19 protein-coding genes are annotated in these 25,039 nt (G+C 67.5%); 11 read left to right on the top strand and 8 right to left on the bottom strand.

Annotated elements, in window-relative coordinates:
• Nucleotides 1-30 precede the first annotated feature (30 nt).
• The 4 genes from RI578_RS18290 (at nt 31) to RI578_RS18275 (ending at nt 5,246) form a co-directional block, all read left to right on the top strand.
• The gene (locus RI578_RS18290; RefSeq protein WP_310872067.1) at nt 31-1,824 is read left to right on the top strand and encodes a recombinase family protein; all 1,794 of its coding nucleotides are present in this window, start codon (nt 31-33) and stop codon (nt 1,822-1,824) included.
• Nucleotides 1,825-2,240: 416 nt separating this feature from the next.
• The gene (locus tag RI578_RS18285) at nt 2,241-2,423 is read left to right on the top strand and encodes a hypothetical protein (protein WP_310872066.1); all 183 of its coding nucleotides are present in this window, start codon (nt 2,241-2,243) and stop codon (nt 2,421-2,423) included.
• Nucleotides 2,424-3,954: 1,531 nt separating this feature from the next.
• A complete protein-coding gene (locus RI578_RS18280; protein WP_310872065.1) occupies nt 3,955-4,347 on the top strand; it encodes a hypothetical protein in 393 nt (130 codons plus the stop codon).
• A gap of 29 nt (nt 4,348-4,376) precedes the next feature.
• Nucleotides 4,377-5,246: a hypothetical protein gene (locus RI578_RS18275; RefSeq protein ID WP_310872064.1), complete on the top strand. Its 870-nt coding sequence runs from the start codon at nt 4,377-4,379 to the stop codon at nt 5,244-5,246.
• A 1,173-nt stretch (nt 5,247-6,419) separates the two neighbouring features.
• Here RI578_RS18275 and RI578_RS18270 read toward each other — a convergent pair.
• Nucleotides 6,420-7,640 (bottom strand): helix-turn-helix transcriptional regulator, encoded by a 1,221-nt coding sequence (locus RI578_RS18270; RefSeq protein ID WP_310872063.1) that lies wholly within the window; start codon nt 7,638-7,640, stop codon nt 6,420-6,422.
• Between the two features lie 829 nt (nt 7,641-8,469).
• Between RI578_RS18270 and RI578_RS18265 the strand changes: the two genes are divergently transcribed.
• From RI578_RS18265 to RI578_RS18245, 5 genes are read left to right on the top strand one after another with little or no spacing between them, the layout of a single operon-like run.
• Nucleotides 8,470-8,601 (top strand): hypothetical protein, encoded by a 132-nt coding sequence (locus RI578_RS18265; protein WP_310872062.1) that lies wholly within the window; start codon nt 8,470-8,472, stop codon nt 8,599-8,601.
• A 10-nt stretch (nt 8,602-8,611) separates the two neighbouring features.
• Nucleotides 8,612-9,790, top strand: coding sequence for a methyltransferase domain-containing protein (locus tag RI578_RS18260; protein ID WP_310872061.1), 1,179 nt, complete (start codon nt 8,612-8,614; stop codon nt 9,788-9,790).
• Between the two features lie 24 nt (nt 9,791-9,814).
• Entirely contained in the window at nt 9,815-10,702 is an 888-nt protein-coding gene (gene nth, locus RI578_RS18255; protein ID WP_399060583.1) for an endonuclease III domain-containing protein, read from the top strand.
• 52 nt (nt 10,703-10,754) lie between these two features.
• Nucleotides 10,755-11,462, top strand: coding sequence for a CoA pyrophosphatase (locus tag RI578_RS18250; protein WP_310872059.1), 708 nt, complete (start codon nt 10,755-10,757; stop codon nt 11,460-11,462).
• Nucleotides 11,463-11,509: 47 nt separating this feature from the next.
• Nucleotides 11,510-12,709 carry a MarP family serine protease gene (locus tag RI578_RS18245; RefSeq protein ID WP_310872058.1) on the top strand — a complete coding sequence of 400 codons (1,200 nt, stop codon included), beginning with the start codon at nt 11,510-11,512 and terminating at the stop codon, nt 12,707-12,709.
• A 220-nt stretch (nt 12,710-12,929) separates the two neighbouring features.
• On the opposite strand, the gene RI578_RS18240 is transcribed toward RI578_RS18245, so the two are convergent.
• From RI578_RS18240 to RI578_RS18215, 6 genes are all read right to left on the bottom strand, one after another.
• Nucleotides 12,930-13,121 carry a hypothetical protein gene (locus tag RI578_RS18240; protein WP_310872057.1) on the bottom strand — a complete coding sequence of 64 codons (192 nt, stop codon included), beginning with the start codon at nt 13,119-13,121 and terminating at the stop codon, nt 12,930-12,932.
• Nucleotides 13,122-13,248: 127 nt separating this feature from the next.
• The gene (locus tag RI578_RS18235; RefSeq protein ID WP_310872056.1) at nt 13,249-14,262 is read right to left on the bottom strand and encodes an alpha/beta hydrolase; all 1,014 of its coding nucleotides are present in this window, start codon (nt 14,260-14,262) and stop codon (nt 13,249-13,251) included.
• On the bottom strand, nt 14,259-14,747 hold the full coding sequence (locus RI578_RS18230) for a phage holin family protein (protein ID WP_310875802.1): 489 nt from the start codon (nt 14,745-14,747) through the stop codon (nt 14,259-14,261). Before RI578_RS18230 ends, RI578_RS18235 begins: the two co-directional genes overlap by 4 nt.
• Nucleotides 14,748-14,860: 113 nt before the next feature.
• Complete coding sequence (gene nhaA / locus RI578_RS18225; protein WP_310872055.1) at nt 14,861-16,291, bottom strand: Na+/H+ antiporter NhaA; 1,431 nt, start codon at nt 16,289-16,291, stop codon at nt 14,861-14,863.
• A 239-nt stretch (nt 16,292-16,530) separates the two neighbouring features.
• Nucleotides 16,531-18,486 carry an acetate--CoA ligase gene (acs, locus tag RI578_RS18220; protein ID WP_310872054.1) on the bottom strand — a complete coding sequence of 652 codons (1,956 nt, stop codon included), beginning with the start codon at nt 18,484-18,486 and terminating at the stop codon, nt 16,531-16,533.
• Between the two features lie 218 nt (nt 18,487-18,704).
• Nucleotides 18,705-21,263 carry a SulP family inorganic anion transporter gene (locus RI578_RS18215; RefSeq protein ID WP_310872053.1) on the bottom strand — a complete coding sequence of 853 codons (2,559 nt, stop codon included), beginning with the start codon at nt 21,261-21,263 and terminating at the stop codon, nt 18,705-18,707.
• A gap of 349 nt (nt 21,264-21,612) precedes the next feature.
• On the opposite strand from RI578_RS18215, the gene RI578_RS18210 reads away from it, so the two are divergent.
• Nucleotides 21,613-22,896, top strand: a complete 1,284-nt coding sequence (locus RI578_RS18210) for a hypothetical protein (protein WP_310872052.1) — start codon at nt 21,613-21,615, stop codon at nt 22,894-22,896.
• Between the two features lie 29 nt (nt 22,897-22,925).
• Here the strand turns inward: RI578_RS18210 and RI578_RS18205 are convergent, their stop codons facing one another.
• Nucleotides 22,926-23,906: an ATP-binding protein gene (locus RI578_RS18205; RefSeq protein WP_310872051.1), complete on the bottom strand. Its 981-nt coding sequence runs from the start codon at nt 23,904-23,906 to the stop codon at nt 22,926-22,928.
• Between the two features lie 111 nt (nt 23,907-24,017).
• Here RI578_RS18205 and RI578_RS18200 point away from each other — a divergent pair, with 111 nt between their 5' ends.
• On the top strand, nt 24,018-24,842 hold the full coding sequence (locus tag RI578_RS18200; protein WP_310872050.1) for an oxidoreductase: 825 nt from the start codon (nt 24,018-24,020) through the stop codon (nt 24,840-24,842).
• Nucleotides 24,843-25,039: the final 197 nt, after the last annotated feature.

Here is a 25,039-nt window from a genome sequence, read left to right as displayed (position 1 = left end):
AGGGGTCCATCCAGACCCCTAGGAGTAGGCGTGTTGGACACGTCCCCCGCTGGCATTCCGGCTAGCTTCCTGGCTCGGCCCATCACTGAGGCCGTGGCCGTCAGTTACGTACGACAGTCCTCGGCCAAGACGAACAAGACCGAGGCATCCCCGCTCACTCAGCGCGCAACCAACGAGACCCGTTCCGCTGAACTCAACGCGCGGTTCGTCCGGCACTACGAGGACATTGGCATTTCCGGTTGGGACCCCGACGCGCACCGCGAGGGTTTCGAGGAAATGTTGAAGGCCGCTCGCGCTGGCGCATTCAACGTCCTCATCGTCTACGACGTAAGCCGCTTTTCCCGTCGTGAATTGCGGGACGCTGGCCCGGTCGTGTTCGAGCTTCACCGACTCGGAATCACAATCGTCAGCGTCAGCGAGGGCGTGTTCCCTCCCAACGACACGATGACTCTGATCTACCTCCTTATGCGGCTGGACGCCGTGAACAAGGAATCGGCCGTCAAGTCTCAGAAGGTGCGCGACGTAAAGGCAGCGCAGCGCGCTAAGGGTTCGTGGCTCGGGGGACAGACCCCGTACGGTCTCGACGCCGTTTCGTACATTGACGGCAAGCTGACGCTTATGCGTCTCGTGCACAACAAGGCCGAGACCAGGAATCTCCGCCGAATCGCCGCGCTCATCCTCAAGCACATGAACGAACCGGTGACGCGAAAGCCCGGACAGCGGAACCCCGGCACGCTTTCCGCGCTGTGCGACGACATGAACGCACGGGGAATCCAAACCCGAGGACAGCGCAAGGGGAAGGAACGGAAGAACTCCACTTGGCAGGTGCGCACGCTTAAGTGGATTCTGCTTAACCCAGCTATTGCCGGTATGCGGGCCGAGCCGATTTACAAGGTTCGGGAGAACGGCACCCGAACCAGCACGCTAGAGGGATACCGGATCATCCGGGATGAGGACGGCCGCCCGGAAATGATCTGTGAGCCGATCATTCCACCGGCACAATGGTTCGTCATCCGGGATTGGCTGTTGGGCCGTGGCCAGGGTGAGGGAGTGGCGCGCGGAACGTCGTTGCTTTCCGGACTCCGCAGCGCTCCCCGTACGCCGGTCCTCACGTGCGAATGCGGACGGCCCGGTAAGGCGCAGAACAGCGGGGCAAAGCCGGTCTACCTCTGCACCCGAGGAACGACCGTTGCGACGAATGGCGAACACTCGGGCCTTAACCGGGTGATGCAAAGCCACCTTGACGACTACGTGGCACGGCGCATCTTCGCTGTGATTGGCAGCGTGGAAAGCGGGTCGGCCAGCGCCGAGGAACTGGAGATCGTGGCCGAGGCAACGCGGGTGTTCTCGCGCAGCATTGAGAACCCCGAGACGGCCGCCGAGCGAACCGAGGTGGTGACCGAGCGGGCCGACGCGAACAACGCGCTGAGCGACCTTTACGACGACCTAGACGCCGGTCTCTATGAGGGGAAGATGGGGCGCGACCGGTTCAAGGAAAAGAAGGGTCGGATTGAGGCTCGAATTCGCGCGGCCGACAAGCGACTTGAGGAACTGGCCGACCCGGAAACAACCGAACTCCCGCTATCCGTTTGGCTGGACGGGTCCGAGGACGGCGACCCGTTGGGTAAGGGGTCGTGGTGGGCGACGGCCGAACTCTCCGAACGGCGCAAGTTCGTTGAGTTGTTTGTCCGACGCATCACCATCGTTGCGACGGACAACCCGCACGCTGGCCGAGTGCGCGGAGGGTACGACGTGGCCCCGCGATTGCGGCTCGAATTCGTCCGGGCCGAGGATGACAGCGAGGGGGACGAGACGGCCGCGTAAGGCGCACTGAGAGGGTTTCTAGGGCCCGGTGGGATAACTCCCCGCCGGGCCTTTCTCATGCCCGCAGACGGCCGCACAGCGGCTATGCCGACCGGCCAGCGCCGAGGGGTTTGGGGTGCTCGCCGACAACGGGCCCGAGGAAGCCACAGACGGCCGCGTGAGCGCCGTTCTCCCGCTCGCTGGTCGAGGGTGCCGACCGACCCCGGAAAGGCCGTCAGAGAGGCACACGGAGAATGTGTAACCAAAGCATCACGCAGAGTAACCAAGGGACTCGCCGGCTCGGATCGGCCGGTTTTCAACTCGCCTTTGCTGCACGGCAGTTGGGCCACCTCCTCGGAACGTTACGGGGAGCGCAAGCCACACGATCTCTGGAAGTCGGAACCGCCCCCAGGAGAGAACAGCGAGGAGGAATCGCGGTGCCGATCACAAACACCCTTGACCTTGAAACGCTCAGCGCTCGCATGGACGCATGGGCCGACGAACCCCGGAGCAAGCGGGGCCGTCTCGTCCGAGTCTTCCGAGCGAACCTCGGCAATTCCCCCGACCTACAGGCGGCCCGGCTCGCGCTGCTGATCGGATACGCCGAGAAGACCGCCTAGACGTTCTGTCGCTCCCTCCAGAGAAAGTCCCCGTCCCCTCTCGGCGGGGACTTTTTCTGGCCTACTTACGCGGACTTTCGCGTAACCACCTACAGCGTTTCGCGGAACCGAGCGGACTAACGACGGACTTACGCGGGACGCCCTATCCCATTAGCGGACTTTGGAGGAAACACCTCATGACCGAACCGACTAACGACGGACTTACGCGGAACCGACCGGCTCGAAAGTCGAGTTACGACGCAATACGCGGAGCCATTCAGCGCGCCGAGTCGGCAGCGTGGGCCGCCATCCCGTCAGGCCACCCAACAGCGGAAACGGTTCACACCGCTGTACTGGAAGCACTGGAGATGGTTAACGCCGTGCTGTTCCCCGCAGGTGGCTGCGCTGGCCCCGAGTGCACAAACCCCGTGCCAGACAAGGGAATCGGCCGACCGGCCGTCTACTGCTCCCGCCGCTGCAAGGACCGGGCCGCGTACCGCGCACGTAAGGAACGTGCACAGCGGGAGGGGTGAGCCGGTCTCTTCTTCTTCTTAGTTTTCTTATCCCTGTTACGTAATGAAGTGTGTATGTACCTAGTTCCTCATGGACACAAGGAATCTCTAGCGCCTCGGAGGAACTAGGTACAGCATCAGCACGCTTCGTAACACCCCGAGGAGTGCAACGAATGCTGACCTTTTCCCTATCCTGCGACGTCTGCGGCGGTGCGCTGTCTGGCCGTCAAACTGCCGTCTGTTCCAACGCTTGCCGACAGGCACGTAAGCGCATGCGACAACTGACCGCCGCACAGCGCGAGGAACTGTTGTGGGGGCGTGACTGCGCGTATCCCGGATGCCGTGAGGCTTTCGACCCTCGCACGCCGACACAGCGGTACTGCGATGAGAACTGCGCTGCGGCTCACAAGCTGGATCTTGAGGAAGAACGCTATGCGGCCGTCTGCGAGTTGAACGGTTGCGAGAACAACACTGGTTGGGATGGCGTCGGCCGTCCCCGTCGCTATTGCTGTGACGCTCACAAGGTGAAGGCGTACCGCCTCCGTAAGGCCGCTCAGAGCGCGCCTGCGGGCCGCTGAGAGGGCTGCCGGTCTCTGTGGCCATTGGCCCGGAGATAGGCGCTCAGAGAGGCGCTGACGCGTTTCCGATAGGGGTCAGCCTGCTCGGGTCTCAATCGAATAACAGAATGCCCACCGACAAGCGTTTATCCGGGAATTCCATTGATTCCGCGCAAGCCACACGATCTCTGATCAGTGACGGTCCTAGTGGCCTTCTCGGTTTGCCTCGGTGATCACTGTGGGGCCGGTCGTATTCTCCTGCGGCCGGTTCTCACGTGCACGCCTCCCCGTAACGTTACGGGCTGGTCGCAAACCTCTGCGGCTGTCCCCGCAACACCCCCTGAATCTTCGGTGAGTTGAAGTCTCGCGCGCGTCGATGTCGCGGCGGACCTCCCACCGGTTGGGCCCCCTTGCCCGCTGCTTGGTCTGGACAGAGACCGCAGCGCGTGAGGGGGCCCTTTTTCGTACCCGAAAGGAATCCCCATGACTGCCTGGAGTTGGGCGGAGATTGGCGGCGACGGAGGTTCAACCACCGCCGACCGGCAGTATGCAGACCGCCGTTCCCGTGCGCTGGCCCCGCGTGTTGGCTCCGACCATTCCGACCACTACGCGGAAAAGGCGGCGCAGCGAGCGGCCGAGCGTCGAGAGGCTGAGGAATACCAGCGGGAACTAGAAGAGTCCCGCGAATGGGAAATTGTGGATAAGGCATACCGGCGTTTCCAGCGAGATAACCCACGCCCGCGTGTCCCGGCAAACATGGACGACCCAGAATTTGGTGCACGTCTCGCAGAGGATCTGAATTGGTCTTCCAGTCGAGAGGATCATGCTTTGCGCGCCGAGGGCGAGGAACTAGCCTCCCGCATTCCCCGCCGCTGACAAACCGCACCACCCGAGAGGAACCAGAAATGACGACCGAACCGAAGAACTACACCATTCTCAACCACGACGTTTCCAGTCCGCAGGAACGGGAAATCAAGGCCCTAAAGGCCAAGGTAAGCCGCGCGACACGGCCCGAGGACATTTGGACCGCAGAAGCGCAGATTCAGGCGGCCGACCCTTGGCACTGTGACCTTGCTCCGGTGGAAGCCGTAGAGCGATGGGCAAAGGTGCAGGAGCTAAGCGACGCTTGCGACGACCTAGAGGCCCGCTGGAATGACCTAGAGACCGAGGCCGAGGACGCACGAAAGAACGCGGCTCAGGCTCACGCGGACGCTATGCGAAAGGGCGTCAAGGCACCGGCTACCGCTGCTGCCGTATTCGAGGCTGACGCGGCCCTAGAGGGGTGTTCGCTGGTCCTCCGAGAGACCGTGCGGGACCTTTACCGAGCGCGTGCCTCTTACGAGTCGCTGCTGAAGGATCGCGCGTTCCTCGGTAAGTACCGAAAGGCCGTCATTTCCGAGTTCAACAAGCAGCGCAAGCGGGCCGCCGACGCATTCAAGACTGCGGCCGGTGCTATCGGTGAGACGCGCCGCCGTTATGCCGTACTGCATGAGCTAACGATGGGTGGCCTACTCGATATCCCCGAGGACGCACAGGGTTACCTAGTGCTCAGCGGCAAGGGTTGGTTGCAGGCTGATCTATCCACGGCCATCAGCACGATTACTCGGCAGGTTGGCGAGACCGACCCATTCCTGTCCGGGGAGTTCCTGACGGCCCCGATGGGGGATATCAACGCCACGGCGATTGAGACGGCCGAGCGGGTAAAGGCCGATATCGATAAGACCCGTCAGAACCACTATTCGCGGGACGGCATTGTCAGTTCGCGGATGATCTAGGGGTTTGCGTTGCGGGGTCGGTCCTCGGACTACCGGCCCCGCTCTCGCTGTCCTGGTGCTGCGTTCCTCGCGCTGCGATTCACTGCGAATTCGCTTCGGATATCACGCAAGGTGACAGCGCTTAGCGTCACACAGAGTGGCTAAAGGGGTGGGGGGTGACCCCCTTTAGACCCCTTTCCGGACCGCAAGCGTATAGCAGCTCGCTCCGTGTACGGGTTTTGGAGTCGCCCAAACCCCTCGCCGTTACAACGGGTGATATCGACACCCGATCACCGATCACGCAACGCATTCACCACACCCCAACGACGAAGGGTGCCCGAGGCATGAGAAAGACGAAGACGCTAAGCGTGCGTCACACGGAAGAATCCCGCGCGAACCTCGCTGTCATACAGCAGCTATCCGGGTGTGAGACAGCGAGCGAGGCTGTCATACGCGCGCTGGACCTGTACGCCGAATATCTGCAATACCCTCCCGGCACGGTCCTACATGTGGCCGGTCACACGCGTAAGGGAAGCGCCGATGACTGAGCGAACCTGTAGCCGTCTCGGGTGCTATCGCGTGGCTATGCCTCGGCCCAAGTCCAATAGGGTTCACGCCTGTTGCTCGCTCGGGTGCCAGTACTGGCATAAGGCATTCACTGCCTTTAGCGCCGGGGGAGCCGTCAGCGGCAGAGATGCGGTAGCAGACATTGCGCTGTTCTCCGATGCGCTGCAAGCGGAGTTGTCCACGGACAAGGGTTTCCGCATTGTGATGGAGCTATACAACGCCTATGGGCGGCCTTAATGAATCCGACTCGCGTTGTCCTCGGGCCGCATGGGTGGGAACCCTCGGACGCCCCGGCTGGCCCCGGATTCGTTGCCTACCGATTCCTGCGCAGCCTGCCAATCGTCCGGCCCGCTGATGAGTCCGACGAACCCCGACTACCGGGCCGCGTACGTATCGACGGCCACCCCCGCAACTGCGGCACACGATGACCTCCCCGTAACGTTACGGGGAGCTAGACCCCCGATGGACCGGCCCCGCTGTGGGTTCGGACTGTCGGGGGTTCTTTGCGTTTGCGGGGCACCTTCGAAAGAAAGGCGGGTATCTCAGCCGGCGTGGGGTGCCAGGGTGCCGCTTGCCCAGTGATACCAAGGATTTTCGGCACCTGTGATTCGTAGGCGCTTCGGCTCTCTAGCTCCCGCTCGGGAGTGCTTTCAATCCCTGGTACGCCTCTCGCAGGTCTGACGCTTCCGGGAGCTGTCGCCGCTCGACAGCCTTGACGACTTCCAGTGCACGCCAGTGATTCGACGGGACGATGCGGCCGGACAGTATGGCTCGCTGTGCTGCGTTGCACGCCTCATCTAGTCGGTCACCGCCGAGCAGTGCCAGCGCCAAATCAATGTTCGCGGACGCCACCCGACGCGGCCATTTCTCCACATCGTCAGCGGGGGCGAGTCGCGCGATTACCTGACGCGCGTAGTCCTCGGCTGCGGGATCTCCGACCCAGGCAAGCGTCGTCGCTGTGTAAGCCAGCGCTTTACCGGGGTCGTACTGATAGTGATGCTCAGTGCCCTTACGTGGGACCATCACGGCCGACATGCGCTGAACTCGGTCTATAGCCGCGTAGGTTTCGGGCCCTTCCCCGAGTCGGGCTCTCGCGCGTCCCTCTTGCGCTGTCGCCTGAATCGCAGCCGACGTTCCGGCAGGGGCCAACTCCTGTGCTACCTGGGACAGTTCTAGTGCGCGTGCGTAGTCGCCATCGGTGAGCACTCGCCAAGCGTCAGTCTCGTAACACCACGCCTCAATTTCGCGGTGGTCTGCGTGCTGCGCGAGGGTGGCCGCTGTCTGCAAACGGGCCGTGGCTGCGTGTTCCTGGTTCAGGTCGATATGCAGCGTGGCCCCCAAGAGTTGGAACCATCCGCCGACCACGTAAAGACGGCGCTGTTCCCCAAGGGTCATACGCGCATCCATCAGATGTGAGACATAAGCGGAATGCTTCCTTACTCTTTCGAGCAAGTCTTGCGGCGGTGACACCGGGTATTTCATCGCGAGTTCATCGAATGCGTGTTCTAGACGACTTAGGGTTTCCTTGCCCACGTCGCTAGCGGATACACGCCGCGCCAATTCGAGCGCGTCGAATTCGTCGTCACTATCTGACGGTGCGTCAGAAAGCCAAGCTGTGCGCGACTTCGGCGGGGCGTAGGCGTCCGGGACTAGTAGCGCGTCGAGTTCCGCTGACGTGACCGACAACGCCTTTGCGATCTTCGGTCGCTGCCAGGGTTGCGGGTCAGTCTTTCCGCTTTCCCAGCGCTGGACCGTAGAGCGATCAGCGCCGACCGCTTCCGCGAATTCCTCTTGGTTGTACCCGCACGCTTTCCGGCGCTCCGCCAACCTCCGCCGCCTGCTGGTCATCGTGGCCGGTCTCCTCTCGGGAATGCCCGTCTGCCCTGGTCAGCGTATCCAGTGCGGCCAGGGTGCGGCAGGAGTGCGGCCTTTCTGCTGTGGTGCGCGGCCCGCACTGGCGATTCTCTGAGGCATCACACGCAGCGGACGAGACGGACCGAGCGGAACGGTGACCATGAGGACCACGACGCGGACGACTCAGGAGAACCCCGTAGACCTCCCTGTGAGGCTTGACCCGGACCCCAAGCCCGTTCCGGGGTGCGCCGGTTGCGACGTGATCGCTCACGACCGGGACCGGGCGCAAGCGAACGGCAACGCGTCCGGCGTGAGTGACTGCAACGTGCGCTTGCGGCTGCACTTGGGGGACGCGCACAAGTGAGCGCCCCTGTGAAGCGTCAGAAGCGCCGTACGCGGCCTCTCCCCGAGCCTGAGCTAGTCAGCCTCATAGATGGCCCCGCAAGCCCGTACGCGGGTTCTCCGGCCGGTTGGTGGGATCAGTACGGCGGTGCGCTGGATACGCGTTCCGGCGTGGTCTACCTCCCCGGACCGACACACCCCCCGTCCCCGTTCCACTCTGACGAGTGCCCGAACTGCGTTCCGCTCAAGGGCAACCCGTGAGGCGCGCTCGCCGGTTCGGATGGTCCGTGTTCGTGTTCGTCGTCGCCGCGCTGTCCTCGGCAATTCCGACCCTGGCCGCTACTGGCCGTCTATAGACTCCGTCCCCTGCTGACGCATGAGAGTTGAAGGCTCCCCCGTCTTTCATTCGATTTCCGGCAGGGGGCGGGATTACCGCCGATGCGTAATTGCGTGTCGGTTCGCTGAATCAGGAGGTATCGAAATGCGTGCTTGGTGGCTCACGATGGCCGACGGTGGACAGGACGACAGCGACAGCGGCAACAAGCACGGCGGGGGCGGGTCGGACGAGGGCGGCAACACGAACGACGGCCAGGGCCCGGCGGACGGTAAGTGAGTCCGCGCCGATGAGCGAACGCACAGAGGGGGCGGGTCCACAGGGGCTCGCCTCCGCGCTCATGGAAAAAGGGGCGCTGAAAAGCGATTGGTTGCCCGCGTTCAACGCGGTGCCCCGTCATCTGTTCATTCCGGATGTGATCTGGCCCGGTCGCGCTGGAATGAACCGACAGGATGACCGAGTAATCCGCAGCGAAGAACCGGATGTGTGGTGGTCGGCTGTCTATCGTGATGCGCCGATTACGACGCAATGGGATGACGGAACGTTCACCGGGCCCGGAAAGGGCAAGGTTCCGTCTAGCTCCAATTCCATGCCGACTATGGTTTTCTCGATGCTGGACGCGCTGAACGTCGAGGACGGACAGCGGGTGTTGGAGATCGGGACCGGTACCGGTTGGAATGCCGCGCTGCTGTGTCACCGCGTCGGCTCGGAGAATGTGTTCACGGTTGAGGTGGACGAGACCAGTACGAGGGATGCGCGTAAGCGCCTGAATGACGCCGGATTCGATCCCGTCTCGATCATCGGGGACGGGGCCGAGGGGTACGCCGAGGGTGCGCCGTATGACCGGGTGATTGCCACGTGTTCAATCGGCAGCGTGCCCCGGCAATGGGTCGCGCAGACGAAACCGGGCGGGCTCATCGTCGCGCCGTGGGGACCGACGTACGGCGGGGAAGCTGTGGCCCGTCTCGCTGTGGCCGAGGACGGAACGGCTACGGGGTGGTTCCTCGGGTCCTCGGCATTCATGCGGCTACGTGCTCAGCGCACCGAGCGTAAACACGTCCGTGAATATCTCGGCGGTCATAAGTGGCCAGCGGACGGGCGACTCAGCATGACCAGCATTTCCCCGGAATCGGTGGGGGACTGGCCCGTCATGTTCGCAATCGGTGTGCAGGTTCCCGAGGCTTTCCCGTGGGCCGAGACGTACGACGATGGTTCCTACACGCTGTGGCTGCGGGACACGGCTGTCACGTCATGGGCAACTGTCGATTACGAGCCGGGCCGCGAGGAATTCGAGGTCTACCAATCCGGCCCCCGGAATCTGTGGGATGAGGTGGTCGCCGCCTACCTCTGGTGGGACGAGAACGACCGGCCAGGATTCGAGCGGTTCGGGCTCACCGTGGACAGCGCGGGGGAGCGGGTTTGGCTGGACCGGCCAGACAACCCCGTGCCCATCGTCGGCGGGCCGTAGAACCCCCTCGGCGGCCCCGTTCGTGTGCTTCCCCCGTGGCGCATGAGCGGGGCCCGTAGGCTGGTCAGCATGGCGGAAGAGACCCGTACGGCGCTGGTTCGGCGGGCACGGAAGATCAACCGTGCTCTAGCCGATGTTTACCCCTATGCACACTGCGAACTGGACTACGTGAACGCGTGGCAACTGTTGGTCGCAACGGTGCTCAGCGCGCAGACGACAGACCTACGGGTGAACCAGACCACCCCGGCACTGTTCGCCAAGTACCCCCGGCCCGCCGATCTTGCCGGTGCCGACCCCGCCGACGTTGAGACCTTGATCCGTCCTACGGGGTTCTTCCGGGCCAAGACTCGGAGCATCACGGGGCTTGCCTCCGCCATCGTGGCCGACCATGACGGCATGGTGCCGCGCACCCTCGCTGACATGGTGAAACTCCCTGGTGTCGGCCGTAAGACAGCGTTCGTCGTGATGGGCAACGCGTGCGCATGTGACGCGTGCCGAGCGGGAGTTGCGGACCATGGTGCTAATGTGCAAACCCCCTTCGGCCGCCCCGGCATCACCGTGGACACGCACTTCCAGCGCCTGGTGCGCCGCTGGCAGTGGACCGCCGAGACCGACCCGGACAAGATCGAGGCCGCCGTCGGCGCGCTCTTCCCCAAGAGCGACTGGACGGACCTCTCCCACCACGTGATCTGGCACGGCCGCCGGATCTGCCACGCCCGCAAGCCCGCCTGCGGCGCCTGCCCCGTCGCCCCGCTCTGCCCGGCGTACGGCGAGGGCGAGACGGACCCGGAGAAGGCGAAGAAGTTGCTGAAGTACGAGAAGGGCGGCTTCCCCGGTCAGCGTCTGAACCCCCCGCAGGCCTATCTGGACGCGGGCGGGAAACCGGCGCCGCCGCTGGGGGCGGCCGGGTGACGGAACGATCTCGGTGGCCTCGGGCGTTGGAATCGGCAGAACGGGGGTGGCTATGACGCGGGCGAGCGACACACAGGGGCACATCCGGGGCGGGATCCTCAGCAAGGAGGGCCTGCCGGGCTGGCTGGACCCGGTGGTGCGGGCCGTCGAGACGGTGCGCCCCGACCAGCTGAGCCGCTTTCTGCCGCCGGAGGACGGAGCCGGACGCCAGTCCGCCGTCCTGATCCTCTTCGGTGAGGGCGCGGCCGGTGTCGGCCCCGAGCTGCTGCTCATGGAGCGGGCCGGCTCCCTGCGCTCGCACGCCGGTCAGCCGGCCTTCCCGGGCGGCGCCCTCGACCCGGACGACGGCGATCCGCAGGGCGACGGGCCGTTGCGGGCCGCCCTGCGCGAGGCCGAGGAGGAGACCGGGCTGGACCCGGCCGGCGTGCAGCTCTTCGGCGTCCTGCCCAAGCTCTACATCCCGGTCAGCGGCTTCGTCGTCTCACCGGTCCTGGCCTGGTGGCGCGAGCCCACCCCGGTGGGTGTCGTCGATCCGAACGAGACGGCGCGCGTCTTCACCGTCCCCGTGGCGGATCTCACGGACCCCGCCAACAGGGTCACCACCATTCATCCGAGTGGTCACCGAGGCCCGGCATTCCTGGTCGAATCGGCGCTCGTGTGGGGCTTCACCGCCGGCATCATCGACCGGTTGCTGCACTTCGCGGGCTGGGAGCGGCCCTGGGACAGGGAGAAGCAGGTCCCGCTGGACTGGCGGTCATGACAGGGTGACCGGTGTGAGCGTAGGACGACAAGGCGGGGCTTGAATCAGTGAACGTGCTGGACATCCTGTTGCTGCTAGCCGCCGTCTGGTTCGCGATCGTCGGATACCGCCAGGGCTTCGTCGTCGGCATCCTGTCGGTGACCGGTTTCCTCGGCGGCGGTCTCGTCGCCGTCTATCTGCTGCCGGTGCTCTGGGACGCCCTGACGGACAACGCGGAGGTGAGTACGACCGCCGCCGTCGTCGCGGTCGTCGTCGTCATCGTCTGCGCCTCCGTCGGCCAGGCCCTGACCACCCACCTCGGCAACAAGCTGCGCCGGTACATCACCTGGTCCCCGGCCCGCGCCCTGGACGCCACCGGCGGCGCCCTGGTCAACGTCGTGGCGATGCTCCTGGTCGCCTGGCTGATCGGCTCCGCCCTCGCGGGCACCACGCTGCCGACGCTCGGCAAGGAGGTCCGCAGCTCCACCGTGCTGCAGGGCGTCTCCAGGGCACTGCCCGCACGGGCCGACACCTGGTTCGCGGACTTCTCCTCCGTCCTCGCGCAGAACGGCTTCCCGCAGGTCTTCAGCCCGTTCTCCAACGAGCAGATCCCCGAAGTCCAGCCGCCCGACCCGGCGCTGGCGAACAGCCCGGTCGCCACCCGCGCCAAGCGCTCCATCGTCAAGGTCATGGGCACCGCCGCCGACTGCGGCAAGGTCCTGGAGGGCACCGGTTTCGTCTTCGCCGACCGCCGCGTCATGACCAACGCCCATGTCGTGGGCGGCGTCGACGAGCCCACGGTGCAGATAGGCGGCGAGGGCAGGAAGTACGACGCGACGGTCGTCCTCTACGACTGGCGGCGCGACATCGCCGTACTGGACGTGCCGGAACTGAACGCACCCGCGCTGCGGTTCACCGACGAGGACGCGGCCCGCGACGACGGCGCGATCGTCGCGGGCTTCCCGGAGAACGGGGCGTACGACGTCCGAGCCGCGCGCGTGCGCGGGCGCATCACGGCCAACGGTCCGGACATCTACCACCGCGACACCGTCCGCCGCGACGTCTACTCGCTGTTCGCGACCGTCCGTCAGGGCAACTCCGGCGGACCGCTGCTGACGCCCGAGGGCGAGGTCTACGGCGTGGTCTTCGCCAAGTCCCTGGACGACGCCGAGACCGGCTACGCGCTCACCGTGGACGAGATCCGCGAGGACATCGCCGAGGGCCGCACCGCGAACCAGCAGGTGGACAGCGACAGCTGCGCCCTCTAGGCCCTGTCGTCAAACTCCCGTCTGCCTCGCGACGCCATGCACGCACTCTCGCCGCACGGGGCCCTGACCCAAGTACATCCAGTACGAGGATCAGGGCCCCGCGCGCCGAGAGCACGCACCTGACGCCGCGAGGCCCGCCCTCCGGGCGGACGACGGGGGTTTGACGACAGGACCTAGGAACGGCGACCCGGTGGCGCGAGTCGGGCGGGCACCGGCCCGGTCAGCTCACGCCGCGTGGATGGCGCAGGCGCACGGAGACCCAGCGGGCCCGGCGGCGCAGGATGCGCGGAATGCCCACCCGTAGGTCCGCACCCGCCAGTTGCGGGGGGCCTCCTCGTCGGTGGGTGCTGCTCACGCCGCTCGTGGAGCGGCCGTCGCGTGCTACGTCACTGTAGTCGTGCGTCCAGCCCATACCCGGACGTGTGCCCCCACCCGAAGGTCGATAACCGTTCTCAGGGCCCCCAATTGGCCTATGCGTCGGGCAAGTGGCCGCTCATAGGACAAGCGTTCCGGTTCGGATACCGGGAGCGTTCGTTCGGTCACCGATCGGGTTCGGGATCCTTCAGCCAATTGATCAGTTCGGTGGAGAACGCGACCGGATCCTCTTCGTGCGGGAAGTGCCCGAGACCGTCGAACAGCCGCCAGCGGTAGGGCGCTTCGACGTACTGCCCGGACCCGGCCGCGCTCCGTGTCCGCATCACGGGGTCCAGCGAACCGTGCAGATGCAGGGTCGGCACGCGCACCGGCCGCTTCATACGGCGGTAGAACTGGATGCCGTCCGGACGCGCCAGGGAGCGCACCAGCCAGCGGTACGGCTCGACGGAGCAGTGGGCCGTGGAGGGGATGCACATGGCCCGGCGGTAGGTCTCCACCGCCTCGTCGTCCAAGGGGCGCGGCCCCGACCAGTCGTGGATCAGTCGGCCGACCAGCGCGCCGTCGTCCGCGGTCAGTTGGCGCTCCGGGATCCAGGGGCGCTGGAAGCCCCAGATGTAGGACCCCGCCCGGGTCTGACGGACGTCCCCGAGCATCGCCGAGCGCCAGCGCCGGGGATGCGGCATGGACGAGACCGCGAGCCGCCGTACGAGCTTGGGCCGCATCGCGGCGGCCGTCCAGGCCAGGTAGCCGCCCAGGTCGTGGCCGACCAGCGCGGCGTCCGGCTCGCCGAGCGAGCGGATCACGCCGGTGATGTCGAGGGCGAGGCCGGCGGGGTCGTAGCCGCGTGGCGTGCGGTCGCTGCCGCCGACGCCGCGCAGGTCCATGGCGACGGCGCGGAAACCGGCGTCCGCGAGGGCCACCAGCTGGTGCCGCCAGGTCCACCAGAACTGGGGGAAGCCGTGCAGCAGGAGCACCAGCGGCCCGTCACCCAGCTCGGCGATGTGGAAGCGGGCGCCGTTGGCGGCGACGTCCCGGTGGGTCACCTCGTGCCCGCCCGGGATGTCGTGCCGTACGACCGAGGTGGGTTGTTGCGCCGATGGGGAGTGCCCCGAAGGGGGGTGTCCCGAAGGGGGTTGTCCCGAGGGGGACTGTCCCGAAGGGATGGAGGAGCCCGTCATGAGGACGAGCGTGCCACAGCCTCGATGGCTTCGGGGGACCGGTCCGCGGGCAGTTCCGGCCGCGGGTGCGGCTTGGCGTTCTGCAGGACACCCGCCGACTGCTTCACGGACGCGGCGACCTTCTGCGGGCCGCGGCCCTTCTTGGCCTTCTTCGCGAAGACGATGCCGATCAGCGCGAGGAGAGCGGCGAGGAGGACGTTCGCCGCGAAGGACAGCAGGAAGCAGACCGCCAGGTTCCACTCGCTCCAGGTCCGGATGGCGTAGGCCAGCGCGAAGCTCAGCATCGGCAGCGAGAACAGGAGAACGGCACCGGCCAGCGAGAACGCGCCGCCGCTCGTCGCCCCGCGCTTGACGTCCTGCCTCAGCTGCGCCTTGGCCAACGCGATCTCGTCGTGCACGAGCGCCGACAAGTCGGTGGTCGCCGAGGCGAACAGCTGACCGATGCTGCGTTCGGTGCCGACCGGGCTGCCGTCGGGTGCGCTCATCGCGGTCTCCCTCTTCTGCTGGCTCATCTGCGTACGGTTCCGTGGCTGTCGTGTGCTGCCCGCCTGCTGCGGCCCGACCGCGTACGGTCCGTCTTTTGTACCGTCCCGTCAGATCATGCCGGACGGTCGCCCTCATCGCCTGCCCCGCCGGTCACTTCGGCAAGCCCGTGGCGTTCCTGGGTCTTCTCCCGGGCGAGCCGGCGGTGCTCGGCGGCCTTCTTCTCGTGGATGGCGGCCATGCGCAGGTGGTACGCCGGGTCGTCCTCCTCGTAGACGTCCGGGATACCGCTGAGGTCCTCGTCGCGCTCCTCCGCCTCGATCAGACGCCGGTACTTGGCGTTCCGCACCTTCAGCAGCACCGTGGCCAGGAGCGCCGCCATCAGGGAGCCGACCAGTACGGCGGCCTTGACCTGGCTGGTCATCTCACCGTCGCCCTCGAAGGCCAGCTCGCCGATGAGCAGCGAGACGGTGAACCCGATGCCGGCCAGTGTCGACACCGCGAACACGTCGGCCCATTCCAGGTCGTCGCTGAGCGAGGCCTTGGTGAAGCGTGCCGTCAGCCAGGTGCCGCCGAAGATGCCGAGCGTCTTGCCGACCACGAGCCCGAGCACGACACCGAGGGTCTCCGGCTTGGTGAACACGTCGGCGAGCGCACCACCCGAGAGTGCGACACCCGCACTGAACAGCGCGAACAGCGGCACGGCCAGGCCCGCCGACAGGGGCCGCACGAGGTGCTCGATGTGCTCGCCCGGGGAGTGCCGCTCACCTTCGCGGGTGTGGCAGCGCAGCATCAGGCCCATCGCGACGCCGGCGATGGTGGCGTGGACGCCGCTGTTGTACATCAGCCCCCAGATCACCAGGCCGAGCGGGACGTACACGTACCAGCCGCGTACGCCCTTGCGGAGCAGCAGCCAGAAGACGCCGAGGCCGACGACCGCGCCGCCGAGCGCGGCGAAGTTGAGCGACTCGGTGAAGAACACCGCGATGATCAGGATCGCGAACAGGTCGTCGACGACGGCGAGCGTCAGCAGGAAGGCGCGCAGGGCGCTCGGCAGGGACGTGCCGATGACGGCGAGTACGGCGAGCGCGAATGCGATGTCGGTGGCGGTGGGCACGGCCCAGCCGGCCAGGGAGCCGCCGCCCGCGGAGCTGGTGACCGTGTAGACGACCGCGGGTACGGCCATGCCGCACAGCGCCGCCACCACGGGGAGCGCGGCGGCCTTCGGGTCCTTCAGGTCACCGGCGACCAGCTCGCGCTTGAGCTCGATGCCGGCGACGAAGAAGAAGATCGCCAGCAGTCCGTCGGCGGCCCAGTGCGCGACCGACAGGTCCAGGCCGAGGGACTCGGGACCGAAGTGGAAGTGGCTGACGCTCTCGTAGCTGTCGCTCAGCGCCGGTATGTTCGCCCACACCAGCGCGGCGACCGCGGCGACGAGGAGCAGGACGCCGCCGACCGTCTCGGTGCGCAGCGCTTCCGCGACGTAGTTCCGCTCCGGGAGGGACAGGCGTCCGAAGGCTTTGCGGGGGGTGCGGGGCGCGGTCACGGGGAGAACCTCCGGTCGGTGGGCAGCACGAAACGCTTGCCGACCAGACTTCCCGGCACACCATGAGGATCTTCGAGAGGGGTTTCTTCGAGGATCTTGTTGAGTCTCTTACGCGTTCCTTAGCCTACCTAAACTGCGGCGAGGGTGCCGGGTGATCTCCATGACGGTGCGTAATGGGGCACTTCGCATGAAAAGGGCACCCGGCGCGGTTCTCGCCGGGTGCCCTCGGAGCGGGCGGTTCAGTCCTCGCTGGACGCCGCCGGGAGCTTCGTCTGGATGAGATCCATGACGGTGGAGTCGGTCAGGGTGGTGACATCCCCGAGCTGCCGGTTCTCCGCCACGTCGCGCAGCAGGCGCCGCATGATCTTGCCGGAGCGGGTCTTCGGCAGCTCGGCCACCGGCAGAATCCGCTTGGGCTTGGCGATCGGGCCGAGGGTGGCGCCGACGTGGTTGCGCAGCTCGCCGACCAGGGTCTCGGTCTCCGCCGCCGTGCCGCGCAGGATCACGAAGGCCACGATGGCCTGTCCGGTCGTCTCGTCCGCCGCGCCGACCACGGCCGCCTCGGCGACCGACGGGTGGGAGACGAGGGCCGACTCGACCTCGGTGGTGGAGATGTTGTGCCCGGAGACGAGCATCACGTCGTCCACGCGGCCCAGCAGCCAGATGTCGCCGTCGTCGTCCTTCTTGGCGCCGTCGCCCGCGAAGTACTTGCCCTCGAAGCGCGACCAGTACGTGTCGATGAACCGCTGGTCGTCGCCCCAGATGGTGCGCAGCATCGACGGCCACGGCTCGGTGAGGACCAGGTAACCGCCACCGCCGTTCGGCACCTCGTTGGCCTCGTCGTCGACGACGGTGGCGGAGATACCGGGCAGCGCGCGCTGGGCGGAGCCCGGCTTGGCCTCGGTGACGCCGGGCAGCGGTGTGATCATCATCGCGCCGGTCTCGGTCTGCCACCAGGTGTCGACGACCGGGGTGGCGTCGGCGCCGATGTTCTTGCGGTACCAGATCCACGCCTCGGGGTTGATCGGTTCGCCGACCGAGCCGAGGACGCGCAGGGACGACAGGTCGAACTTCGCGGGGATGTCGTCGCCCCACTTCATGAACGTCCGGATCGCGGTGGGCGCGGTGTAGAGGATGGAGACCTTGTACTTCTGCACGATCTCCCAGAACCGGCCCTGGTGCGGGGTGTCCGGGGTGCCCTCGTACATGACCTGCGTCGCGCCGTTGGCGAGCGGGCCGTAGACGATGTACGAGTGCCCGGTGACCCAGCCGACGTCGGCGGTGCACCAGTAGACGTCGGTCTCCGGCTTGAGGTCGAAGACGGCCCAGTGCGTGTACGCCGTCTGCGTGAGGTAGCCGCCGGAGGTGTGCAGGATGCCCTTGGGCTTACCCGTTGTACCGGACGTGTACAGGATGAACAGCGGGTGCTCCGCCTCGAACGCCTCCGGCGTGTGCTCGGCGGACTGCCGGTCGACGGTCTCGTGCCACCACTTGTCGCGGGAGTCGTCCCAGGCGACCTCCTGGCCGGTGCGGCGGACGACGAGCACGTGCTCGACGATGCCCGCGCGCTCGACGGCCTCGTCGACGGCCGGCTTGAGCGCGGACGGCTTGCCGCGCCGGTAGCCGCCGTCGGCGGTGATGACGACGCGGGCGTCGGCGTCCTGGATGCGGGTGGCGAGGGCGTCCGAGGAGAAGCCGCCGAAGACCACCGAGTGGGCGGCGCCGATCCGGGCGCAGGCCAGCATCGCGATCGCCGTCTCCGGGATCATCGGCATGTAGACGGCGACCCGGTCGCCCTTCTGCACGCCCAGCTCCAGCAGGGCGTTGGCCGCCTTGGAGACCTCGTCCTTGAGCTGGGCGTAGGTGATGGTGCGGCTGTCGCCGGACTCGCCCTCGAAGTGGATGGCGACCCGGTCGCCGTTCCCGGCATCCACGTGCCGGTCCACGCAGTTGTAGGCGACGTTGAGCTTGCCGTCCTTGAACCACTTGGCGAACGGTGGGTTCGACCAGTCCAGGGTCTCGGTCGGCTCCTCGGCCCAGCTCAGCCGACGGGCCTGCTCGGCCCAGAAGCCGAGCCGGTCGGCCTTGGCCTGTTCGTACGCCTCCGCCGTGACGTTGGCGTTCGCGGCCAGGTCGGCGGGGGGCGCGAACCTGCGCTCTTCCTTGAGCAGGTTGGCCAAGGATTCGTTGCTCACGACATCTCCCATTCTCAGGGTTGTCCGTTGTGTCCCAGGCCACAGCTCATCAGACCCGGGGGGCCGGTGACAAGGGTCGACGGGCAATTGGTTTAGACCTGTCTGGCGATCGCCTGTCTTCGTGGCCAGTGGTCATCCGTACCCACGGACGCCGACGGCGCGGGGTTCAGGGTCTGTAACACCCCTCACACTCCCCGCGCCTCGGCCCGCCGTGTAGCTCAGGCGGTCAGGTCGGTCTCCAGCACCAGCTCGAACACCCCGTCCCCGGCGTCCTCGGAGAGCAGGTACGCCTGGGCCTCGCCCACGTGGAAGTACATGCCGTGCAGCTCCAGGTCGCCCGCGCCCAGCGCCCGGGACACCGCGTCGTGGGCGCGCAGGTGCTCCAACTGCTGGACCACGTTGGCCAGGCAGAGCTGCTCGGCCGCGTCGGCGGACCGGCGTCCGGCCAGGCGGGGCCGGGACGTCTCGTCCTCCGGCATGCGTTCCAGGCTCGGCAGCCCGTGCCGCAACCACCGCTTGAGCGGGGTCTGCGCGCCGCCGGGCTCGGCGCTGAGCAGCGCCTGCATGGCCCCGCAACCGGAGTGCCCGCACACCGTGATGGACCGGACCTTCAGGATGTCCACCGCGTACTCGATCGCGGCGGCCACCGAGTCGTCGCCGCTCTCCTCGCCGGGCAGCGGCACGAGATTGCCCACGTTGCGCACGACGAAGAGGTCTCCGGGGCCGCTGGAGGTGATCATCGACGTGACCACCCGCGAGTCGGCGCAGGTCAGGAACAGCTGGGAGGGCTGTTGCCCCTCGCGAGCCAGCCGGGCCAGCTCACCGCGCACCAGCGGGGCGGTGTTGCGCTGGAACGCGCTGATGCCGCGGGCCAGTTCCCGTCCGCTGGGCCCGTTGGGGCTGTTCGGTCTGCTGGGCGCGTCGAGCTTGCCGGTTGTGCCGTTCCCGCCGGTCTTGCCGGTCTTGCCGCTCGTGCCGGGCGCGTCGTGCCGTCCGGCTGATCCGGCTGATCCGTTGGGTCCGTTGGGTCCGTTGAGTCCGTCGGGTCCGGTGGAATCGTTGGGTCCGCTCGGACCGGTCGCCGCGTCGGCGTTCTCGCCGGCGGCTTCCTGCCGGTCCGTGCCGGGCGGGGATGCCGACTGCGTGGGTGCCGGCCGCGGGGGTTCGCACTGGTGATTGCGCCAGGGCGTCCAGGGGCGGCAGCGGCAGCCGTCCAGGTCGGCCGGCTCGGAGATACGGGTGCCGGGCCGGCGGCCGGTGATGTCGACGGAGCCGCCCTGCGCGGTGTGCGTCCGCTGCCAGTCCTGCAGTGTCTCGTACGCCGCGTGGTCCATGAACGAGCCGTCCAGCTCCACGACGGCGTCCGCACCTTGCGGAACGTGGTGCAGGACCCGGCTGAGCCTCGGCACCGCGAGAAACGTCAACTGGCCTCGGACGTGTACGTGATGGACTCCTTCCGTCTCGTCGTGCGTGATCCGGGTGCGGGTCAGGCGGTGCAGGGCGACACCGACGGCGACGGCGATGCCCAGCGCGACGCCCTCCAGGACGCCGAAGAACACCACGCCGCAGGTGGTGACCGCGTAGACCAGCACCTCACGGTGGCGGGTCACCGTGCGGATGTGGTTCAACGACACCATCTTGAGGCCGACGGCCATGACGAGGGAGGCCAGCGCGGCGAGCGGGATGAGCTCCAGGGCCGGGACCATCAGCAGTGTGGCGATCACTACGAGAACGCCGTGCAGCATCGTGGAGTTCCGGCTGACGGCGCCCGCGGCCACGTTCGCGGAACTGCGCACGGCCACACCGGCGATGGGCAGTCCGCCGAGCGACCCGGAGACGATGTTGGCGGCGCCCTGCCCGAGCAGCTCGCGGTCGAGGTCGGAGCGCTTGACGCGGCCGGTCAGCCCGGGCCGGGCGGCGGCCAGCTTGTCCACGGCGACCGCGCCGAGCAGGGACTGCACACTGCACACCAGCGTGGTCGTGAGGACGGCCGCGACGAGTCCGAGCACCGGGCCCTCGGGCAGCGTGGCCAAGGCGTGGCTGCTCCAGGACGGCAGGTCGACCTTGGGCAGGCGGAGCCCGGCGAGGGCCGCGACCACGGTGGCGCCGGCGACGGCGATCAGGGCGGCGGGGAGCTTGCCCAGAAGCCGCCCGGCCCGGCCGGGGACGCGCGGCCAGAGCAGCAGCAGGGACAGCGTCAGCACACTCACCGCGAGGTCGGCCGGTCTGGGGCTCGCCAGCTGGGCGGGCAGGGCCCGCAGGTTGTCGGGCACGGAGCTCTGCGGGGTGCCGCCGAGGACGATGTGCAGCTGGGCGACGGCGATGGTGACGCCGATGCCGGCGAGCATGCCGTGCACGATGGCGGGGCTGACGGCGAGCGCGGAACGCGCCACGCGCAGACAGCCGAGGCCCAGCTGGGCGAGGCCGGCGAGCACGGTGATGGCACAGGTCGTACGCCATCCGTAGCGCACGATGAGGTCGGCGGTGACCACGGTGAGTCCGGCGGCCGGGCCGCTGACCTGGAGCGGGCAACCGCCGAGCCAGCCGGCGACGATCCCGCCCACCGCGGCGGCGACGAGGCCGGCCTGGAGGGGGGCGCCGGTGGCGAGGGCGATGCCCAGGGAGAGGGGCAGGGCGATCAGGAAGACGGCGATCGAGGCCGACAGGTCGGCGCCCGCGACGCGGAAGCGCCGGGGGCCGCCGGGCGGCGGGCTGTGCGGTGGATGGACGTGTTCGGTTCGGGCCGAATCGGCACGGGCGGGGACGCAGGCAGACATGTTTTCCCGTCTCCTCCGGGGCTGCGCGGTCGCGGTCATGGTCGGTCCCCCGCTGGACGGGGGCGGTTCGCGGCCGTGGGTCACGGCGTACAGCGGCGGGATGCCCGAGCGCTCGGTTGTTGCGCTCTGTAAATAGATCGTAATTCAGAGTAAAGAAGAGGCATAGACTTTTCCCGCAAATGGCGTAATGGACCGCTCAAGCAGGTGAATCAGGCTTTTCATCGGCTTGTCGTACTAATTCCTTCTCGCATTCGTGCCACCTTGACGGCGCTGACGGCACGTCCCGGCTCAGCACCCGACATCGCCCTCGTCGGCGTTGGCCCGAGAGAAGGAAGAAGGTGGGCGGAACATGGCCGCCACCCAGAGGATCGCCGCGCGCACCGCGATCGCCGCCGCGGTCTGCGCCGCGTCGCTCGCCGGTTGCGCGATCGGCAGCAGTAACGGTTCCGGTGAAGGGACGAACGGTCCGCAGAAGGAGAAGGGGAAAGCGGCGCCGGCACCCAAGAACGCGGTCCGGCTCATCGGCGACGGTTCCACCGCGTACACCGGAGCCCAGCCGCACCTGCCCCGCCCCGAACGCCTCAAGCCGGGCCAGAAGCCCCCGCAGTTCGTGGTGTTCTCCTGGGACGGCGCGGGCGAGGACAGCCAGCAGCTGTTCTCCCACTTCCGTGAAGTGGCCAAGGAGAACGACGCGACGATGACGTACTTCCTGAGCGGCGTGTACATGCTGCCGAAGGAGAAGCGGGACCTGTACCGGCCGCCGCAGCACTCCCCGGGCCGCTCCGACATCGGCTTCAACGACGAGCAGGGCATCGCCGACACCGTCAAACAGCTGCGACTGGCGTGGCTGGAGGGCAACGAGATCGGTACCCACTTCAACGGCCACTTCTGCGGCGCCGGCGGCGGGGTCGGCGAGTGGTCCGTCGAGGAGTGGAAGGACGAGATCAACCAGGCCAAGCAGTTCGTGAAGACCTGGAAGACCAACACCGGGGCGAAGAACGCCGCACCCCTGCCCTTCGACTACGACAAGGAGCTGATCGGCGCCCGCACCCCCTGCCTGGAGGGCCAGAAGAACTTCATGCGGGCCGCCGCCGAGATGGGCTTCCGCTACGACAGCAGCGGCGTGAACAACCAGGTCTGGCCGAAGAAGAAGCAGGAGCTGTGGGACCTGTCGATGCAGCTCGTGCCGTTCCCCGGGCACACCTTCGAGCAGCTCACCATGGACTACAACTTCATGGTCAACCAATCGGGCACCACCACCCAGGGCGACCCGGCCAAGCACGAGTTCTGGGGCGACCAGATGCGCGACGGCCTGCTCCAGGGCTTCCAGCGGGCCTACGACGGCAACCGCGCACCTCTGATCATCGGCAACCACTTCGAGTCCTGGAACGGCGGCACCTACATGCGTGCCATCGAGGAGGTCATCGAGGGGGTGTGCACCAAGGACGAGGTGCGCTGCGTCTCCTTCCGGCAGCTCGTGGACTGGCTGGACGCCCAGGACCCGAAGGTCCTGAAGAAGCTGCGCACCCTGGATGTCGGTGAGGCCCCGAAGAAGGGCTGGGCGTCCTTCCTCTCGGCCGCCCCCGCACCGGCGCCGAAGGGCGTGCCCGGGGCGCCGGCCGCCAAGCAGTAGCCGAGGCGGCGGGAACGGTCAGGGCGTCGTCACGCCGGGGTGACGACGCCCTCGCCCAGCACGAACCCGGGGTCGACCTGCGCCACCAGGTCGGCCCCGGTGCGCTCGTTGCCCCAGCTGCGGGCGTTCTTCACGTGGAAGTGGACCATCTGGCGCGTGTAGCGCTCCCGGTCCCGCAGCTCGTACGTCGCGTCGACGGCCGTGTGCAGGGCGCTGAGCGCACGGCGGTTGGCGTCCTCCAGGAGCTCGAAAACAGGTGGCCGGCCCTTCTCCATGGCGCGCACCCAGTCCGAGTGCCCGACGGTCACCAGCAGGTCGTCCCCCACCTGTTCACGGAGGAAGTCGAGGTCGTCCGGCCCCTGCACCTTGTTGCCGACGACCTTCAGGGCTACGCCGAAGTCGCGGGCGTACTCCTTGTACTGGCGGTAGACGGAGACCCCCTTCCGGGTCGGCTCGGCGACGAGGAACGTGATGTCGAAGCGGGTGAACATGCCGGAGGCGAACGAGTCCGAGCCGGCGGTCATGTCGACCACGACGTACTCGTCACGGCCGTCGACCAGGTGGTTCAGACACAGCTCCACCGCTCCCGTCTTGGAGTGATAGCAGGCGACACCCAGGTCGGCGTCCGTGAAGGGCCCGGTGACCATCAAACGGACGGTCCCGCCGTCCAGTTCCACCGGCCGGGCGCAGGCGTCGTAGACCGGGTTGTCCTCGCGCACCCGCAGCAGGCGCGAGCCCTCGCCGGGCGGGGTGGTTTTGATCATCTTCTCGGCGGAGGCGATACGCGGGTTGGCGCCGCGCAGGTGCTCCTTGATCAGCGGGAGGTGCTCGCCCATCGCGGGCAGCCCGGCCGCCTCCGCCTCGTCGAGCCCCAGCGCGGCCCCCAGGTGCTGGTTGATGTCGGCGTCGATCGCGACGACGGGTGCCCCGGTGGCGGCGAGATGGCGGACGAACAGGGAGGACAGGGTGGTCTTGCCGCTGCCGCCCTTCCCGACGAAAGCAATTTTCATGTTCACCAAGCGTAGTTGGGTGATAGCCCTAGGTGGTAGGGGAGTCCGGAGCCACGTGAAGAAGACCACTCGTTCGTGGGGTGTGGCGCCGGGATGCGTAGGGTCGTACTCATGAGTACGACAGGCGCGACCGCCGATCCGCTCGCGGCCCTGGGCGCACTGCCCGGTGTGGCCGAGTCCGTGGAGTCCGTACGCAAGGCCGTGGACCGGGTCTACGGCCACCGGATCATGCGGCGCCGCAGCAACGAGATCACCTCCGAGGCGGCCCTGCGCGCCGCCCGGGGCTCGGCGGCGCTGTCCGGGGCGGACTGGGCCCTGGAGGAGGTGCGCAGGCGGACCGACTTCAGTGGCGACGACGAGGCGCGTGCGGTGGGTGCGGCCCTGCGGCTGACCGCCGAGGCGGGGCAGTTGCTGTCCATCTGGCGGCAGTCCCCGCTGCGGGTCCTGGCCCGGCTGCACCTGGTGGCGGCCGCGGACAAGGCCGACCAGGTGGGACGGCCCCGCCAGGAGGGCGAGCCGGTGGACGAGCCGCTCGTGGAGCTGCCGCTGCCCGGCGCCGAGGAGGCGCACGGCCGCCTGGACGGCCTGGCCGCGCTGGTCATGGCGGGCGGGTCCGCGCCTGCTCTGGTGACGGCGGCCGTCGTGCACGGCGAGCTCTTGGCGTTGCGTCCCTTCACGACGCACAACGGTCTGGTCGCGCGCGCGGCCGAGCGCATCGTTCTGATCAACAGCGGTCTGGACCCGAAGTCGGTCTGTCCGGCCGAGGTCGGCCATGCCGAGCTGGGCCGCGCGGCCTATCTGGCGGCGCTCGACGGCTACGTCTCGGGGACCCCGCAGGGCATGGCCGCCTGGATCGCCCACTGCGGCAGGGCGGTCGAACTGGGCGCGCGCGAGTCGACGGCGGTGTGCGAGGCGCTCCAGCGCGGGGCGGCGTAGGAGGACGGCAGGAGAGGCGTACGAGCGTCACACGCGAGGCGTACGAGAGGCGCTGTGGACGGAGAAATGCGGCGGTACGAGTGCTCGTACCGCCGCTGGCATGACCACCGGGTTACCAGGCGTCCTCGATGTGTTGCCCATCAGGCCGGGAACTTTGCCCGTCACCTGGTGCGGCTGGCCCGTAATCGACGGGTCGA

It is taken from the genome of Streptomyces sp. BB1-1-1, from assembly GCF_031597775.1.
In the GTDB taxonomy this organism is placed as follows: Bacteria; Actinomycetota; Actinomycetes; order Streptomycetales; family Streptomycetaceae; genus Streptomyces; species Streptomyces thinghirensis.
The sequence above is the reverse complement of the archived record's forward strand: the minus strand, read 5'-3'. Positions and strand labels throughout refer to the sequence as shown.

Excerpts from the sequence above, each read along its gene's own strand:
- RI578_RS18260 (WP_310872061.1), top strand. The coding sequence starts at position 8,612 with ATGAGCGAACGCACAGAGGGGGCGGGTCCACAGGGGCTCGCCTCCGCG.
- RI578_RS18250 (WP_310872059.1), top strand. The coding sequence starts at position 10,755 with ATGACGCGGGCGAGCGACACACAGGGGCACATCCGGGGCGGGATCCTC.
- RI578_RS18235 (WP_310872056.1), bottom strand. The coding sequence starts at position 14,262 with ATGACGGGCTCCTCCATCCCTTCGGGACAGTCCCCCTCGGGACAACCC.
- RI578_RS18280 (WP_310872065.1), top strand. The coding sequence starts at position 3,955 with ATGACTGCCTGGAGTTGGGCGGAGATTGGCGGCGACGGAGGTTCAACC.
- RI578_RS18200 (WP_310872050.1), top strand. The coding sequence starts at position 24,018 with ATGAGTACGACAGGCGCGACCGCCGATCCGCTCGCGGCCCTGGGCGCA.
- RI578_RS18275 (WP_310872064.1), top strand. The coding sequence starts at position 4,377 with ATGACGACCGAACCGAAGAACTACACCATTCTCAACCACGACGTTTCC.
- RI578_RS18230 (WP_310875802.1), bottom strand. The coding sequence starts at position 14,747 with ATGAGCGCACCCGACGGCAGCCCGGTCGGCACCGAACGCAGCATCGGT.
- RI578_RS18270 (WP_310872063.1), bottom strand. The coding sequence starts at position 7,640 with ATGACCAGCAGGCGGCGGAGGTTGGCGGAGCGCCGGAAAGCGTGCGGG.
- RI578_RS18205 (WP_310872051.1), bottom strand. The coding sequence starts at position 23,906 with ATGAAAATTGCTTTCGTCGGGAAGGGCGGCAGCGGCAAGACCACCCTG.
- RI578_RS18265 (WP_310872062.1), top strand. The coding sequence starts at position 8,470 with ATGCGTGCTTGGTGGCTCACGATGGCCGACGGTGGACAGGACGACAGC.
- RI578_RS18215 (WP_310872053.1), bottom strand. The coding sequence starts at position 21,263 with ATGTCTGCCTGCGTCCCCGCCCGTGCCGATTCGGCCCGAACCGAACAC.
- RI578_RS18210 (WP_310872052.1), top strand. The coding sequence starts at position 21,613 with ATGGCCGCCACCCAGAGGATCGCCGCGCGCACCGCGATCGCCGCCGCG.
- RI578_RS18240 (WP_310872057.1), bottom strand. The coding sequence starts at position 13,121 with ATGGGCTGGACGCACGACTACAGTGACGTAGCACGCGACGGCCGCTCC.